The following is a 15,386-nucleotide window of genomic DNA, read 5'->3' as shown; positions in this document are numbered from 1 at the left end:
CACGGGTCGGCGGGCGACCCTAGCTCTGGCACACCGGGCACCAGTAGGTCACCCGTTGCGTGAGTTCGGATGCGCCCATCGACCCGCGGCGGATGCGCGTTCCGCACCGCAGGCACGGCCGGCCGTCGCGCCCGTACACCCAGGTCTGCCGGCCCGGTCGCAGGTCGCCCGTCGTCGTGCGCTCGACCCGGTCCCGGTTGGTCGTGATCAGACGGTGCGCCAGCGTCACGACCCCCGGCAGATCACGCACCTCGCCGACCGGCCGCTGCGGCAGCATCCCCCGCAGGAAGCACAGCTCGTTGGCGTAGACGTTGCCGAGGCCCGCGAGATTGCGCTGGTCGAGCAGCGCCACGTCGATCTCGCGCGACCCGTCGGCCGCCAGCCGGCGCACCGCTTCGTCAGGGTCCCAGTCCGGGCCGAGCAGGTCCGGCCCGAGATGCCCCACCACCTCGTCTTCGCGATCGCGTTCGACCAGTTCGACCACGCCCAATTCGAAGCCCACGGTCACCCAGTCGGCGTTCTCGAGCACGATGCGCGCCTGGTAGGCGGGCCGGCGCCACCGCGTGCCGTGGCGGTAGATGTGCCACGACCCCTCCATCTTGAGGTGCGTGTGGATGCTGTAGTCGCCCACTCGGGTGAGCAGATGCTTGCCGCGAGCCACCACCCCCTCGACGACCTCGCCGACGAGATCGACGGATGCGAACTTCGGCACCCGGAAATCGCTCACGGTCAGCGGCCGTCCGGCCAGCGCCTCGTGGAGATGCTTGGCGGTGCGGTAGACGGTGTCGCCCTCAGGCACGGAGCCTCAACCCACGTGGCGTTCCGGTGAACCCGGCGATCTCCAGTGCGCCGCCGACGGGCGTGCCCAGCACGAAGTCGCCGTTCACCCGCTCCACGGCGATCCGGTCGACCCGGCCCGAGGTGACGGCCAGAGCCACCGACCGCGCGGCGAGCTCGAGCACCACCGGGTCGTCGCTGAAGGCGAGCGCCGTCTTGCCGCCGCGTTCGAGGTAGAGCACGAGCTCACCGTCGACGAGTGACACGAGGGCGCCCGCCTTGCGCCCGGGTTTGTGCCCCTCCACCGTCGGCCAGGGGAGGGCGGCGCCGTAGGGGTTCGCCGGATCGGTGGCGGCCAGGGTGAGCGCCTCGGGTGGCTGATCGCGCCCGCTGTCGCGGCCTGGCGCATCCGGAGCGAAGCCGCGCAACCGGTCGACCGTACCCCCCGTGGCGAACTGGGCGGCGCCGAGCGTCTCGACGAAGTAGCCGCGCCGGCACCGCCCGCTCTCCTCGAACTGGCTGAGCACCCGGTAGGCGAGTGCGAAGCCGCCCGGGATGCGCTCGTTCACGACCGACCCACGGGTGACGATGCCGTAGCGGTCGAGCAGCAATTCTGCGGTCGCGTGCGCCCGCAGGGTCGGGTCGTCGCTCGGCGCGGGCAGCAGCGACCAGCGGCCGCCGGCGGTCGGCGGACCGACCCGGGTCTGCATGGTCGCGCGGGCGAGGCTGCGGCCGCGGTACATCCGGGTGCGTGGGGCGGGTCGCTTGGTGCTGTGCGCCGACTTTCCCGAGCCGGTGAGGGTGCGCAGCGGCGCGACCGTGTCGTTCGTCACGGCCCCGGCCCACACCAAGTCCCAGATGGCGCTCACGATCGTCGCGTCGTCGACGGTGACCGGGCCGCTCTGGATGCCCGCCACCAGGTCTGCACTCGCCGGATCCCCGGCCTCCTCCAGCACCAGGCGTGCCACCTCGTCGGCCAGCGACCGGAAGAAGTATGCACCGCCGCGCGAGAGAGCGCCGAGCAGCGCGCGGTGCACGGGCGTCTCGTCGATCTCCTCCGGCGCGGTCGACGACATCGGCAGGGTGTCGAGGGTGTGGAAGGCGATCCAGCCGTCGCTGCCGGGCAGCGTACCGCGACCCGACCAGACCACCTCGCCCGCGGCGGTCAGTTCGTCGAGCATGGCGGGACTGTAGTCGCGCACGCGCGCCGGCAGCACGAGGTTCTCCCACGCCGAGGCCGGCACCGGGACACCGGCGAGCTGTTCGATCACCGTCAGCACGCCGTCGACACCGCGCAACGACCCGCCGACGTGCTGCCAGGCGGGCAGGAAGCGCGCGAGAGTGGTGGTGGGAACGGGTTCGACCTCGTGCCGGAGCGCCGCGAGCGAGCGGCTGCGCAACCGGCGAAGAACCTCCGCGTCGCACCATTCGGTGCCGCCGGCCAGGCCCACGCGCTCGAGGTCGGCGGTGAGGCCGCTCGGCCGGAACTCGCCCTCGATCACACGGCGGTCGGCGGCGAGGCGCCGCAGCGCATCCGTCACCACTGAGACGCCGAGGCCGAATCGTGCGGCCACCTCCTGGGCCAGGAACGGCCCGTGGGTGCGCGCGTAGCGGCTCACCAGGTCGAGCACGGGCTGCTCGACCGGAGCGATGAACGCGTCCGGAACGCCGAACGGGATGGGCACGCCCAATGCGTCGCGCAGGCGGCCCGCGTCTTCGATCGATGCCCACCACTCGGTGCTCGCGAACGTCACGCGCAACGCCCGGCGCGCGGTGACGAGCTCGTCGAGCGCCCTGGCGACATCGAAGTCGAGCGAGCGTTCGCGCACCTCGGCCGTCGTGAGCGGGCCCAGCAGCCGCAGCAGGTCGGCCACGCCTTCGAGGTCGCGGGCACGGCGGTCGGCAGTGAGGCGCTGCAGTTCGCGCTGCGTCTCCTCGATCACGCCCGGGTCGAGCAGCTCACGCAATTCGGCGCGGCCGAGCAGCTCGGAGAGCAGGCTCGGGTCGAGCGAGAGCGCCGCCGCCCGGCGTTCGGCCAGCGGGCTGTCGCCCTCGTAGACGAACGACGCCACGTACCCGAACAGCAGCGACCGCGCGAACGGCGACGGCTCACCCGACTCGGTCTCGACCACGCGGATGCGCCGCGCCTCGAGGTCGCGCGCGATGCGCAGCAGCGCCGGCAGGTCGTAGACGTCTTGCAGGCACTCCCTGACCGTCTCGAGGATGATCGGGAACGTCGGGTACTTGCGTGCGACCTCGAGCAGCTGCGCCGACCGTTGCCGTTGCTGCCAGAGCGGCGACCGCTTGCCCGGGTTCTGCCGGGGCAGCAGCAACGCGCGGGCAGCATTCTCGCGGAACCGCGAGGCGAACAGAGCCGACCCGCCCACCTCGTCGGTCACGATCTGTTCGAGGTCGGCGGCCTCGAACAGGAAGAGCTCGGCCGAGGGCGGGTCGCTCTCGGTGTCGGGGAGTCGCACCACCACGCCGTCGTCGCTCGCCACCGCGTTCGCGTCGACCCCGAACCGCTCCCGGATGCGCGCGTTGATCGCGAGCGCCCACGGCGAGTGCACCTGCATGCCGAACGGGGAATGCAGGATGACGCGCCAGTCGCCGAGCTCGTCGCGGAACCTCTCGACCACCAAGGTCTTGTCGCTCGGCACGTGACCGGTAGCCTCACGCTGGTCGTGCACGAAGGCCACGAGGTTCGCCGCCGCCCATTCGTCGAGCCCCGCGCCGAGCGCCATGGCATTTGCATCCTGCGGCGAGGCGGACGCGACGGTGCGGGTGAACTCCCCGATCGCCGCCCCGAGTTCGGCCGGCCGGCCGAGACCCTCGCCGCGCCAGAACGGCAGTCGGCCGGGTTGCCCGAACGCCGGCGTCACCAGCACCCGATCGTGGGTGATCTCCTGGATGCGCCAGCTCGTCGCCCCGAGCGCGAAGACATCGCCCACCCGCGACTCGTAGACCATCTCCTCGTCGAGTTCGCCCACGCGGCGGCCCGGCGCCGATCGGGTGCGCCCGGTCGCCGGGTCGGCATCCGTCGGCTCGCCGCCGACCATGAACACGCCGAACAGCCCGCGGTCGGGGATGGTGCCGCCGCTCGTGACGGCCAGGCGCTGTGCGCCGGGGCGGCCGGTGAGGGTGCCCGCGTCGCGGTCCCAGACGAGACGCGGCCGCAGCCCGGCGAACTCGTCGGACGGATACAAGCCGGCGAGGAGGTCGAGCGTCGCGTCGTATGCCGATCGGGGCATGTTGCTGAACGAGGCGCTCCGCCGCACCACGTCGAACCATTCCTCGACGTCGATCGGCTCGAGCGCACAGGCCGCGACCGTCTGCTGGGCGAGGATGTCGAGCGGGTTCGCCGGGATGGACAGGGTCTCGATGAGCCCCTCGGTCATGCGCATCGACACCACGGCGGAATGCAGCAGATCGGCCCGGTGCTTCGGGTACAGCAGACCCTTCGAGACCTCGCCGACCTGGTGGCCGGCGCGGCCGACCCGCTGCAGGCCGCTCGCCACCGACGGCGGCGCCTCGACCTGGATCACCAGGTCGACCGCACCCATGTCGATGCCGAGCTCGAGGCTCGAGGTCGCGACGACGCAGCGGAGCCGCCCCGTCTTCAGGTCGTCCTCGATCAGGGCCCGCTGCTCCTTGCTCACCGAACCGTGGTGCGCCCGCGCGAGCACAGGCTCGTCGCCCGAGCTCTGGCCGGCCTGGCCCATGAGCTGGGCGGGTGGGCGCGCCGGCGCGGCACGGCCCCGCGCATCCGTCTCGCCGTCGTCGAACACCCCCTCGGCTTCGTCGTCGCTCTCGTCGAAGGGCACCGGAACGACCACACCGCCCGATGGGTCCTCCCACAGCCGTCGACCCGCGTAGATCTCGTTGAGCCGCGCCGTGAGCCGCTCGGCCAACCGCCGCGAGTTGGCGAAGACGATGCAGGAGCGGTGCTCGAGGATGCGGTCGACGATGTCTTCTTCGACGTGCGGCCAGATCGAGCCCTGTTCGGGGGCGTCGGCACCCGCCGCCGAACCCTCGAGCGACGCGGTCTCGGCGGGAGGGATCTGCGTCATGTCCTCCACCGGCACGACGACCTTGAGGTCGAACTTCTTGGTGGAGGGCGGCGCCACGATGGTGACCGGCCGCCCGCCCGCCAGGAAGCGCGCGACCTCTTCGCGGGGCCGCACGGTGGCGGAGAGCCCGATGCGCTGGGCCGGCGTGGGGAGCAGCTGGTCGAGCCGGTCGAGGCTCACCGCGAGGTGGGCGCCGCGCTTGGTGGCGGCCACGGCGTGCACCTCGTCGACGATCACCGTCGTGACCGCCGCCAGCGACTCGCGCGCGGCCGAGGTCAGCATGAGGAAGAGGGACTCGGGCGTGGTGATCAGGATGTCGGGCGGATTCTTCGCCAGATCGCGCCGCTCGGCCGCCGGGGTGTCGCCCGAGCGCACGCCGACGGTGATGAGCGGGGGAGTCGCGCCCATCCGCTTCGCCGTCTGGGTGATGCCCACGAGCGGCGACCGGAGGTTGCGCTCCACGTCGACCGCCAGCGCCTTCAGCGGGGAGACGTAGAGCACCGAGGTGGTGCGCGGAGCGTCGTCGGTGATGCTCGAGGCGAGGCGGTCGATGGCCCAGAGGAAGGAGGCGAGCGTCTTGCCCGAGCCCGTGGGCGCGACGACGAGCGCGTGGTCGCCGCTCGACACCGCATCCCACGCCCCGGCCTGCGCGGCGGTGGGGGACTGGAAGGCGCCGAGGAACCACTCGCGGGTCGCGGGGGAGAACCTCTGGAGCACATCGCTCATCCCTCAATACTCACCCATGCCACCGACATCGGCATCGGCGCGGTCGTGGGCGCATCGGGGGGCCTGTCGCACGCGTGGGTGTCGGCGGGAGCAGGTAAGAATGGACTATGAGCGTTCGCACCCCCGATCCGAATTCCGGCTGGTTGAGCGACAGCGAGCTCGCCGAGATCCGGCAGCGGCTGCCGCTGCTCTACGTCGAGGCGGTGCCGGTGCGGGTCGACGGGCTCGGCCAGGTAGTCGAGGTCGGCGTGCTGCTGCGCGTCGGGTCGAGCGGCACCATCACCCGCACGCTCGTCTCGGGGCGGGTGATGTACGGCGAGACGCTGCGCGACGCACTGTTCCGGCACCTCGAGAAAGACCTCGGGCCCATGGCGTTCCCGCAGCTCCCGGCCAGCCCGGTGCCGTTCCAGGTGGCCGAGTACTTCCCGCTCCCCGGTGTGTCCACCTACTACGACGAGCGTCAGCACGCCGTGTCGCTGGCCTACGTCGTCCCCGTCACGGGCACCTGCGAGCCGCGGCAGGATGCCCTCGAACTCACCTGGATGACGCCCGAGGAGGCATCCGCCGACTCGATCTCCGCCGAGATGGAGGGCGGGCGCGGTGCGCTGCTGCGGGCGGCGCTCGCGTCGGTCGGGCGGCTGCGCTGAGCATCCGCATCGACTGAGTCGGATCGGAGCGAGGCGAGGGGGCCAGCATGGAGGAGCGCGACATCCACTATTTCGCCGACGCCGTCACCTGGGAGGCCTGGCTCACCGAGCATGCTGAGGCATCCGACGGCGTGCGTCTGGCCATCGCCAAGAAGGGCAGCGCGAACACCACGGTGAGCTATGCCGAAGCACTCGACGTGGCCCTCTGCCACGGCTGGATCGACGGCCGCCGCAATGCGCTCGACGACGACTACTTCCTGCAGACCTTCACGCCACGGCGGGCGAGGAGCATCTGGTCGCAGATCAACCGGGCGAAAGTGGCCGCACTCATCGAGGCGGGGCGGATGCGCGAGGGCGGTTTCCGCGAGATCGACCGCGCCAAGGCCGACGGGCGATGGGACGCGGCGTACGCCTCGCCGAAGAACATCGAGGTGCCCGACGATCTGGCGGCGGCGCTTCGCGCGAACCCCGAGGCCGAGGCGTTCTTCGCCACGCTGTCGGGGCAGAACAGGTTCGCCGTGCTGTTCCGCGTCGTCAACGCCAAGCGCCCCGAGACACGGGCCCGCCGCATCGAGACCTTCGTGGCCCAGCTCGCCCGCCACGAGACCATCTACCCCCAGTCCCCGCGCACGACCTGAGCGCCCCGCCCCACCTGGTCGGGGTGCGCGAACGGCCCGCCTCCGAGGAGACGGGCCGTTCGAGGGGAGCGGATGCGCGACTAGCGCGAGCGGCGCCGGCCGCCGTTGCTGCTGGCCGAGAACGACGCTGCCGACTGGCGGGGGCGGTCAGAACCCGCGCCCGAGTTCTGGCCGGCCCCGCCGCGGCGGCCACCGGCCTCGCCCGAGCCGGAGGCGGGGCGATCGGTGGAGGTGCTGTAGAAGGAGCGGCTGCCGCCGGAGGTCGAGCCTCCGCCGTTGCCGCCACGACCGCGCCCGCGCCCGCCGCCGGTCGCGCCCGAGCCGCCCTGGCCGCCGCGGCCCTGGCCCTGGCCGGCGCCGTTGCGCCCGCCGCCCTGACCGCTGCGGCCCTGGCCACCCTGTCCGCCGTCGGCGCCGACGACGGCGCCGTCACGCCGGGCGCGCTTGCGCTGCGCGTTCGCGCCCTGCGACCGGCCGCCGCCCTCGCCGGAACCGGAACCGGAACCCCGGCGTGCCTGCCCCGACGCGGGGAGCTGGTTGGTCGTCCGCGGCGCCGGCTTCACGTACGCCGCGACCTCGCCGACGAGGGCGTCCACCGACGGCGAAGCACCCGACGCGGGAACGGCCTCGGGCGTGACCGTGATCGCGGCCTTCCGCAGCAGGTCCTTCACGTCCTTCCGCTGCGCCGGAAGCATGATCGTCACGACGTCGCCGGCCGATCCGGCGCGAGCGGTGCGACCCGAGCGGTGCAGGTACGCCTTGTGCTCCGCCGGCGGGTCGACGTGGATCACGAGCTCGATGTCGTCGACGTGCACACCGCGCGCCGCGACATCCGTCGCCACCAGCACGCGCACCGAGCCGTCGGAGAACGCGGCGAGGTTGCGGTCACGCGCGACCTGCGAGAGGTTGCCGTGCAGGTCGACCGACGGGATGCCCGCCTCGGTGAGCTGCTTCGCGAGCTTCTTGGCGTGGTGCTTGGTGCGCATGAAGAGGATGCGGCGCCCGGTGCCCGACGCGAGCTTCTCCACGAGCACGCGCTTGGACTCCACATCGGGAGTCTCGAACACGTGGTGCGTCATCGCGGCGACGGGGGAGTTGGCCTCGTCGACCGAGTGCAGCACCTCGTTGTGGAGGAACTTGCGCACGAGCTTGTCGACGCCGTTGTCGAGCGTCGCCGAGAAGAGCATGCGCTGGCCCGACTGCGGGGTCTTGTCCAGGATGCGCGTGACGACGGGCAGGAAGCCCAGGTCGGCCATGTGGTCGGCCTCGTCGAGCACCGTGATCTCGACCGCGTCGAGGGTGAGGAAACCCTGCTTCATGAGGTCTTCGAGGCGGCCCGGGCAGGCCACGACGATGTCGACGCCGGCCTTCAAGGCGGTAACCTGGCGCGACTGCGAGACGCCGCCGAAGATCGTGGTGGTGGTCATGCCGTAGGCGTGGGCGAGCGGAGCGAGGGTCGCGTCGATCTGGGTGGCGAGCTCGCGCGTGGGGGCGAGGATGAGGCCGACGGGGCGACCCGGGCGGCGCTGGCCGCCGGCGAGCGGCCCGGCCAGGCGCGCCACCATCGGGATGGAGAAGGCGAGGGTCTTGCCCGAGCCGGTCTTGCCGCGGCCGAGCACGTCACGCCCGTTCAGCGTGTCGGGCAGGGTGTCGACCTGGATGGGGAACGGCTCGGTCTTGCCCTGCGCGGAGAGCACAGCGACGAGCGGAGCGGGCACGCCGAGCGCGCCGAAGGAGGAAGGAGTGATGGACACAGTGGTGCCTTTCGGGCATCAGTCCGGCAGGCGCATCGTGCAGAAGGCCCACTCGGAGTTCTGGCGAACGCACCGACGGTGCATCCGTTCGCCGCAAGAAGTATCTGCAAATGGGTGGCATTCGGTGCCGGCCCACGAGAAGAGGGAGCGTTCTTTCGACGCACGGGGCTCGCAGTGGAGCCCTCGAGTACCCCCAGTCTAGTGCATGTCTCCGGGGTAGCTCTCGCCGACGGGGATTTCCACAGCCACGCGGTTGCCCGGTTGGGCCAGCGGGCAGGCCCATGCAGGGTCGTAGGCGCAGGACGGGTTGTAGGCGAAGTTGAAGTCGAGCACGAGGGTCGACGAGCTGCCGACCCCGAGGACGACGTTCTGGTCGAGGCTCGCGCCCTTGATGGTGTCGACGAGGTAGCGGCCGCCGCCGTAGGTGCCGCCGGGCTTGCCGGCGAGGGCGTCCTTCACCGGGATGAACAGGCCACCGCCGTAGGAGGCGAGACGCCAGACGTCGAGGGTGCCGACGCCGTCGATTCGGGCGATGCCGAGCAGATCGAACGGAACGACACCGTCCGTCCCGGTCTCGAAGTCGAAGTGCCGAGGGCGGTCGTCGTCTTCGGGCACCTCCTCGATCTCGACCTCGAAGCTCCACGCGGGGTCGTACGGCGCGATCGGCAGCCCGTCGAAGCCCTCGCGGTCGTCGGGGAGCAGGGGAGTGGCCGGATGCAGGCGGAACAGGTCGTCCCGCGCCTCCCGCCAGAACTCGTGCGCCTCGACGGCGTCGACACCGCGCAGTCGGCGCACTTCCTCGTAGATGCTGAACACGCGCCGGCGCCAGTCCGCCGTCTCGAGGGCCGTCATCGCAGCGGCGTTCATGACTCGTCCTCCACAGGTTCAGGGGCGGGGAAATCGTACGCCCAACTCGGCGCGAGAGCCTGCAGCTTGCGCCCGCGCAGCTGCCAGAACGCCCACAGGCTGTACCAGGCGAAGGGAGTCAGAAGCCCGGCGCCCACGATCAACTGATCGCGGTAGAGCGTCTTGCCCGTCCCCGCGGGGTCGGGCGACACGGCCATCCGGTGGTCCCAGAGGTGGATCGCGCTCACCGCCCCGGTCACCCCCTGCCCCGAATCGTGCAGGATGCGCGTCTGCCCGCGCTCGGCCGTCTCGACGCTCAACCGGATGATCTGCTTTCCCATCGGAAGCAGCCCCGCCGCTTTCATGGCGACCGGATGCTGCCCCGGCTCCCACACGGTCGGGAACCCGTCAGCGGCGAGCGACTCCACCTCCATAAGCGGCCCCGACACCTCGCGGAACACCGCGGGGCTCCGCAACGCGCGCCAGGCCGCATCCGGGTCGCAGTCCAGAACCAACTTCAGCAGCACGCGCACCCCACCAGTCTCCCCCGGCACGTTCGCTGCTCCAAGCGCCCTCACCGCAATCTTCGAGTAGCAACTACTCATAACTCCTGGTCTTGGGTCGGTGATGGACTTTGGCGTGCCCCCCACCCAGGGTCCGATCCGAGGAGTAGTCATGTCCGGTATTCATCCCGCTCGTCGCCATCGTCGCGGCCTCCTGACAGTCGGTGCCGCGGTCGCCGTAGTCGCTTCGCTCACGGTTCCTGCCGGCGAAGGCGGCGCGAGCGCACTCGACCTTCCGCCCCACAGTGTCTCGCTCTGGCACGAGCTTCCCTTGCCTGCGGCCGTGACGAGCGCGCGCCTGCTTACGAAGGACTGGGCCGGGGACGTCTGGTACACCAACGGCAATGCAGCCCAATCGTTGGTACGTATCGATCAGGGCAGCCACGCGCAGACGGAGTACCCCATTGACTCCGACTCGTGGGTCACGGGCATGGTCGGTGCGCCCGATGGGACCTTTTGGTACACGAACAGCGCCGACTCCACCGTCAACAGGCTCGACCCGGTCACCGGGTCGGTCTCGTCCTTCGCAGTGTCGACGGCTGTGGCAGCATCGTCAGCTCTCGCAGTCGGTGCCGACGGAGCGATCTGGCTGGGAAACATCTTCTCCGACGAACTCGCTCGCGTCAGCCTCAGCGGTTCCGTCTCGGTAATCCGGGAGCCCCATGGCGAGCGGATCTTCGACATGAAAGCCGCCGCCGATGGGCGACTCTGGTACACCCGCAGCGGGTCGGATGCCCTCGGAGCATTCGACCCCGTCAGCGGAGCATTCTCCGATTTCGGAGTCCGAACCGTCGATTCCCGGACGCTGGCTGTCGGGAAGAGCGGTTCGCTGTGGCTAGGGGGTGACGGCGAGATCATCGAGATTGCGCTCGATGGCAGCGTCGAGACCCATCCGCTCCCGGCGGGAAGCGGTCTTCCCATCCGTGTCTTCGGTCTGGTCGGCGGCGACCTCGCCGGTGACGACGAAGGCGAGGTCTACTTCACGTCGTCCGACCTGGGGTTCACACGCGTCGAGGCCGACGGCACGCTTCATTCTTCGCGGCTGGATACTCCGAGCATGTCGATGGTGATCGATGGCCAGGGCCACCTCTGGGCACAGGCCAGTACTGTCATCGGAGATTCACTTCTCTGGTACTGACCAGCGACGCGGATTTCTGGCCGCAGGAGACGTGAATCTATGATCGGGGGATGCGCACCGAGTCGTCCTCCGCAGCCCCGATCCCGGTCATGGAGGGATCGAGCTCGCAGACCCGCTACCAGGTGCGTGTGCACGTGGGCGTGGCGTCGGGGGAGCTCGCGGCGGTGGTGGCGGATGCGCACGTTGTCGTGCTCGCCGACGCGCTCCCGGATGGGATCGGTGACGAGCTCGCGTCGTCGCCGTCATCCGTGCCGGCGGACGCGCTCGTCCTTGCGGCCGACTTCCGGGTGCGGAGTGCTGCGGCGCGCGCGGTGCTCGACGAGCAGGCCCGCCGCGGCGACCGGGCGATGGTGGCGATCGTCACACCGCAGCGCGCCGACGGGCAGTTCGCCGTCGAGGACTTCTTGCTGGCAGGCGCCGTCGTCGACGCCCTCGCGACCCTCGGCATCGACTACTCCTCGCCCGAGGCGGCTGCCGCCTGCGCCGCGTTCACCGGGCTGCGGGGCGCGGTCGGGCACCTCGTCTCCGCGTCGGCGGCCGGGCAGGAATGGGTCGCGCAGGGGCGCGCGGCCGAACTGAGAGAGCTGTGCGCGATCGACAGCGAGGATTCGCTGCAGAAGGCGTAGCGTTGAGGTGACATTGGAGGTCAGCACAATGAAGGCAGTCCTGGACGGCACCGTCATCGCCGAAGCACCCAAAGAAGATCTGATCGCGATCGAGGGCAACTGGTACTTCCCGCCGTCGAGCGTGAACGCGGAGTTCCTCGAGAAGAGCCCCACCCCCTACACCTGCCCCTGGAAGGGCGAGTGCCAGTACTTCAACGTCAAGAACGGCGACGCCTCGCTGCAGGATCGCGCGTGGAGCTACCCGCACCCCTACCCGACCGCCTTCGACCGCGTCGGCAAGGACTTCTCGAACTACGTCGCTTTCTGGAAAGAGGTCCAGGTCACCGACTGACGCCGATGGAGTAGCAACTACTCCTCCCACCCCTGAGGACTCCTCGAATACGGTGATCGGATGCGCCCACCCAGCGCCCATCCCACCGATCCGAGGAGTTCCTCCATGTCCAACCCGCACTCCCGCGCACTCCACAGCGGTCGGCACTCGCCGCGCCGCCATGCTGGCAACGTGCGTCTTCGCAGTTCTGACGGCAAGCTCGTTCGCGAGCTCTGCCTCCGCGCTCGACCTTTCGAGCAGCGGTGTCTCGCTTTGGCATGACCTGCCGCTCAGCAGCCCGACGGCCCAGATCACGCGCTTGACGCACGATGTCGACGGCAACCTCTGGTACTTCGATGACCGCGCCGAAGACCTCGTCCGGATCGACGTTCACACCCATGTCCAGACGGCATACGACCTGGGAACTCGGCTCAACGTGCTGGCAGTCGTCGGAGCCGCCGACGGATCGATGTGGTTCAGCGAGGGGTTCGGTGTGACGATGGATCGCCTCGACCCGGATACGGGGGCGGTCGAGGTCTTTCCACTCACCGGCGTGAGCGCTGCTCCTTCATCACTCACGCTCGGCGCTGACGGCAACATCTGGTTCGGCGACCCTTACGGCACGAACATCGTGAGTATCGACGCGATGGGCATGATCTCCGTCGTGGCCGAACCGCGCGATGAGCGCGTCAATGCAGTGACCGCCGCACCCGACGGTCGCATCTGGTACACGCGAACCGGCGGGAATCGTGTGGGCGCCTACGACCCGCGGACCGGGTCATTCGCCGACCTGGGCGGCGGCGCATCCTCCGGCAGCATGATTGCCGTCGGCAAGAGTGGCGACGTGTGGGTCGGCGGACTGTACGGCTTCCTCGAGATCGCGATGGATGGCACGATCACCGACCGGCATGTCACCGGCGGGGGAGCGATTCCCGTGCTGCCCGTCGCCATGGTCGGAGGGGACCTCGCCGGCGACGACTCCGCCGAGCTCCACTTCCTCGACCAGGAGTACGGCTACGGCACGATCGACGGGGCTGGGGTGGCACATTTCAGTCGCCTCGACGGCAACCGCACCGCTCTCGACATCGACGGGGAGGGTCACCTCTGGGTCAACGAGCTTTGGAGCCCGACCCTCACCTGGAACTGATGCAGAAAGGAATAAGAACAGTGTCTGAGATCAGTTTCTCGCGTTCCATCCGTTGCGCCGTCGCTGGAATCGCGGCCATTGCGGCGGTCATGACGATCGCCGGGGGCGCCGCTCCGGCAGCTCAGGCGGTCGACGTCGGAGGAGCGGGGTTCGCCACCTGGCACGAGACCGCGCCCGCCACGGCGGGAGGTCGACCCGAGATCGTCGAAAGCGACCTCGGCGGCTTTCTCTGGTACGCGGATAGATCGAGCAACGAGCTGGTGCGCGTCGACCCCGTCAGCGGTGGGCAGACCCCCTATGACCTCGGCCCCACGCATCCCGCCGTCATTGACATGACGATGACGCCGAGCGGTGACATGTGGTTCGGCGACGCCGCAAACGCAGCAATCGACCGACTCGATCCGCGCACGGGCACAGTCGACTCGTTCCCCCTCGGCGGCTCATTCGATATGGCTTTCTCCGTGGTCTCCGGGTCGGATGGCAACGTCTGGTTCGGGGAGCCGGCCACGGGCGGTCTCGGCAGCATCGCGCCCGATGGCACGATCACCAGAGTCGCTGACCCCGATGGTGCGATCATCACCAATGTCGTCAGTGCTCCGGATGGCCGGCTCTGGTTCACCCGGGCCGGGTCTCCAGTGGCATCCCTCGGCGCATACGACCCGCGCTCGGGCGCGTTCGACGTCGTCCCGCTCGCCCTCACCGGTCTCTCAGGTCTCGCCGTCGCTCACGACGGAACCCTGTGGGTCGGGGGTGCCGGGGCGCTCGCGAACGTGACGCTCTCCGGCGGCGTGAGCGTGGTCCCGATCCCACCCGCGCGGTTCGGCACCGTCACTCCGGCCTCACTCGTCGCCGGCGATTTCGCCCAGTTGTACTTCACTGACGGTGGGGGAGACATCGGCCGCGTCGAGCTCGACGGGTCGGTGTCGTTCGTGACTCCGCCATTCGCCGGGGCGATGCCGAACCGCCTCGCCGTCTCCAGCATCGGTTCGCTCTGGTACACCGATTTCAATCGGGGCACGCTCGGCTCGGTGTAGTCACCGGATGTCGAGCCGGTAGACCGCCGCCGGTTGCCGCTTTCCGGGCGACTCAGCCCAGCGGCTGCCGCGCCCGCTGGGCCGCGGGGGTGCCGCGGCGGGCGGGGGCGACGTCGCGGCGGGTCCACGTGATGAGGTGCGCCGCGCTGAAGCCGCGCGCGCAGAGGCTGCAGGAGAGGCGTGACGCGGGCCGCCGGTGCCGGTAGAACTCGTGGCCGGCGGGGCAGCGCCCCACCCACGGCGCCAGCTCGTCGGCCCGCGTGCCGTGGTGCAGCCGCGACCCCTCGTACCCGATCGACCGGGCGATCGCCGTCCACCGCGGCCCGTGCCCGGCGCCTGACCCGGCCAGCGCGTGCGCCACCTCGTGCAGCAGGATCTGGTGGATCTCGTCGTCCTCGTACCGCGCCGCCAGATACCGCGACACCGTGATGCGCCGCGCCGTGTAGTTGCACTGCCCGGCCCGCGTCTTGGCGTTGTCGAACCCGAACGACCAGACCCGCGCATCCAGATGCAGCGCGATCAGGGCGTTCGCCCAGGTCGTCACACGAGCAAGATCGGCCACGGCGAACCCGGACCCTACGCCGAGAGGAACGACTCGGTCACGGCCACCGCCACCAATGAGCTCTCCAACTGATCGATGGATGCGCCCTGCCGCTCCATCAAGAAGACCGCAGCCTTGAAGTCGACGAGTGCCGACTCGAAGTCCTTCATCTCGAAGTGCACCTTGCCGCGGCTGAGCGTGGCCGCCGCCTCGAGCGCGCCCCATTCGTGGGTCTGCGCCTCCTCGACGCAGAGCGAGAGCTCCTGCAGGGCGGCGGCGTACTTGCCCTGGTACTGCTGCACCTGCGCACGACGGATGCGCGCCCCCAGCGCCTGCTCCCGGTCACCCGAGAACCGGGCCTGCCGCAGCGCTTCGTTGGCGATGACGAACGCCTCGTCGAGCTGCCCGCCGAGGCGCAGCAGCACGACCTTCTCGTTCAGGGCCGACAGGCTCCGGAGCTTGCCGAGCTCCTCGAGCCGCTCGTTCACGGCGTCGAGATCGACCTTCTCGCGGAGGGTGGTCATGTCGTAACCGGTGATGATGCTCAGTTCGTGCTCCTGGTGCCGTGT

General features: G+C 70.3%; 14 protein-coding genes. 7 read left to right on the top strand and 7 right to left on the bottom strand.

Features of this window, described 5'->3' with window-relative positions:
* Window positions 1-19 precede the first annotated feature (19 nt).
* Entirely contained in the window at window positions 20-799 is a 780-nt protein-coding gene (locus AC3WLB_RS05330; RefSeq protein WP_492503917.1) for a DNA-formamidopyrimidine glycosylase family protein, read from the bottom strand.
* The gene (locus AC3WLB_RS05325) at window positions 792-5,573 is read right to left on the bottom strand and encodes an ATP-dependent helicase (protein WP_492503915.1); all 4,782 of its coding nucleotides are present in this window, start codon (window positions 5,571-5,573) and stop codon (window positions 792-794) included. The genes AC3WLB_RS05330 and AC3WLB_RS05325 overlap by 8 nt, the downstream gene beginning before the upstream one ends.
* 107 nt (window positions 5,574-5,680) lie before the next feature.
* Here AC3WLB_RS05325 and AC3WLB_RS05320 point away from each other — a divergent pair, with 107 nt between their 5' ends.
* Together AC3WLB_RS05320 and AC3WLB_RS05315 are read left to right on the top strand one after the other, a co-directional pair.
* Window positions 5,681-6,220, top strand: coding sequence for an NUDIX hydrolase family protein (locus AC3WLB_RS05320; RefSeq protein ID WP_022897660.1), 540 nt, complete (start codon window positions 5,681-5,683; stop codon window positions 6,218-6,220).
* A 47-nt stretch (window positions 6,221-6,267) separates the two neighbouring features.
* Window positions 6,268-6,858 (top strand): YdeI/OmpD-associated family protein, encoded by a 591-nt coding sequence (locus AC3WLB_RS05315; protein WP_492503913.1) that lies wholly within the window; start codon window positions 6,268-6,270, stop codon window positions 6,856-6,858.
* A gap of 80 nt (window positions 6,859-6,938) precedes the next feature.
* On the opposite strand, the gene AC3WLB_RS05310 is transcribed toward AC3WLB_RS05315, so the two are convergent.
* The 3 genes from AC3WLB_RS05310 to AC3WLB_RS05300 form a co-directional block, all read right to left on the bottom strand.
* A complete protein-coding gene (locus AC3WLB_RS05310; RefSeq protein WP_492504669.1) occupies window positions 6,939-8,606 on the bottom strand; it encodes a DEAD/DEAH box helicase in 1,668 nt (555 codons plus the stop codon).
* Between the two features lie 204 nt (window positions 8,607-8,810).
* Complete coding sequence (locus tag AC3WLB_RS05305) at window positions 8,811-9,479, bottom strand: DUF1684 domain-containing protein (RefSeq protein WP_492503911.1); 669 nt, start codon at window positions 9,477-9,479, stop codon at window positions 8,811-8,813.
* The gene (locus AC3WLB_RS05300; protein ID WP_022896564.1) at window positions 9,476-10,012 is read right to left on the bottom strand and encodes a hypothetical protein; all 537 of its coding nucleotides are present in this window, start codon (window positions 10,010-10,012) and stop codon (window positions 9,476-9,478) included. Before AC3WLB_RS05300 ends, AC3WLB_RS05305 begins: the two co-directional genes overlap by 4 nt.
* 121 nt (window positions 10,013-10,133) lie before the next feature.
* Between AC3WLB_RS05300 and AC3WLB_RS05295 the strand changes: the two genes are divergently transcribed.
* The 5 genes from AC3WLB_RS05295 to AC3WLB_RS05275 all read left to right on the top strand — a co-directional run bounded on the left by AC3WLB_RS05295 (window position 10,134) and on the right by AC3WLB_RS05275 (window position 14,276).
* Window positions 10,134-11,159, top strand: a complete 1,026-nt coding sequence (locus AC3WLB_RS05295; protein ID WP_492503909.1) for a Vgb family protein — start codon at window positions 10,134-10,136, stop codon at window positions 11,157-11,159.
* Between the two features lie 50 nt (window positions 11,160-11,209).
* On the top strand, window positions 11,210-11,785 hold the full coding sequence (locus AC3WLB_RS05290; RefSeq protein ID WP_492503907.1) for a 2-phosphosulfolactate phosphatase: 576 nt from the start codon (window positions 11,210-11,212) through the stop codon (window positions 11,783-11,785).
* 28 nt (window positions 11,786-11,813) lie between these two features.
* A complete protein-coding gene (locus AC3WLB_RS05285; protein ID WP_022898831.1) occupies window positions 11,814-12,116 on the top strand; it encodes a DUF427 domain-containing protein in 303 nt (100 codons plus the stop codon).
* Between the two features lie 160 nt (window positions 12,117-12,276).
* Window positions 12,277-13,242, top strand: a complete 966-nt coding sequence (locus AC3WLB_RS05280) for a Vgb family protein (RefSeq protein ID WP_492503904.1) — start codon at window positions 12,277-12,279, stop codon at window positions 13,240-13,242.
* 20 nt (window positions 13,243-13,262) lie between these two features.
* The gene (locus AC3WLB_RS05275) at window positions 13,263-14,276 is read left to right on the top strand and encodes a Vgb family protein (protein ID WP_492503902.1); all 1,014 of its coding nucleotides are present in this window, start codon (window positions 13,263-13,265) and stop codon (window positions 14,274-14,276) included.
* Window positions 14,277-14,328: 52 nt separating this feature from the next.
* Here AC3WLB_RS05275 and AC3WLB_RS05270 read toward each other — a convergent pair whose 3' ends face one another.
* Together AC3WLB_RS05270 and AC3WLB_RS05265 are read right to left on the bottom strand one after the other, a co-directional pair.
* Entirely contained in the window at window positions 14,329-14,838 is a 510-nt protein-coding gene (locus AC3WLB_RS05270; RefSeq protein WP_492503900.1) for a SprT-like domain-containing protein, read from the bottom strand.
* A gap of 14 nt (window positions 14,839-14,852) precedes the next feature.
* Window positions 14,853-15,341 (bottom strand): hypothetical protein, encoded by a 489-nt coding sequence (locus AC3WLB_RS05265; RefSeq protein ID WP_022898829.1) that lies wholly within the window; start codon window positions 15,339-15,341, stop codon window positions 14,853-14,855.
* Window positions 15,342-15,386: the final 45 nt, after the last annotated feature.

Source organism: Herbiconiux sp. FW305-C-125, assembly GCF_058783455.1.
The sequence above is the reverse complement of the archived record's forward strand: the minus strand, read 5'-3'. Positions and strand labels throughout refer to the sequence as shown.

Bases quoted from the DNA above. Each gene is read 5' to 3' on its own strand.
- AC3WLB_RS05325 (WP_492503915.1), bottom strand. From the start codon at position 5,573: ATGAGCGATGTGCTCCAGAGGTTCTCCCCCGCGACCCGCGAGTGGTTC.
- AC3WLB_RS05320 (WP_022897660.1), top strand. From the start codon at position 5,681: ATGAGCGTTCGCACCCCCGATCCGAATTCCGGCTGGTTGAGCGACAGC.
- AC3WLB_RS05315 (WP_492503913.1), top strand. From the start codon at position 6,268: ATGGAGGAGCGCGACATCCACTATTTCGCCGACGCCGTCACCTGGGAG.
- AC3WLB_RS05305 (WP_492503911.1), bottom strand. From the start codon at position 9,479: ATGAACGCCGCTGCGATGACGGCCCTCGAGACGGCGGACTGGCGCCGG.
- AC3WLB_RS05295 (WP_492503909.1), top strand. From the start codon at position 10,134: ATGTCCGGTATTCATCCCGCTCGTCGCCATCGTCGCGGCCTCCTGACA.
- AC3WLB_RS05290 (WP_492503907.1), top strand. From the start codon at position 11,210: ATGCGCACCGAGTCGTCCTCCGCAGCCCCGATCCCGGTCATGGAGGGA.
- AC3WLB_RS05285 (WP_022898831.1), top strand. From the start codon at position 11,814: ATGAAGGCAGTCCTGGACGGCACCGTCATCGCCGAAGCACCCAAAGAA.
- AC3WLB_RS05280 (WP_492503904.1), top strand. From the start codon at position 12,277: ATGCTGGCAACGTGCGTCTTCGCAGTTCTGACGGCAAGCTCGTTCGCG.
- AC3WLB_RS05265 (WP_022898829.1), bottom strand. From the start codon at position 15,341: ATGACCACCCTCCGCGAGAAGGTCGATCTCGACGCCGTGAACGAGCGG.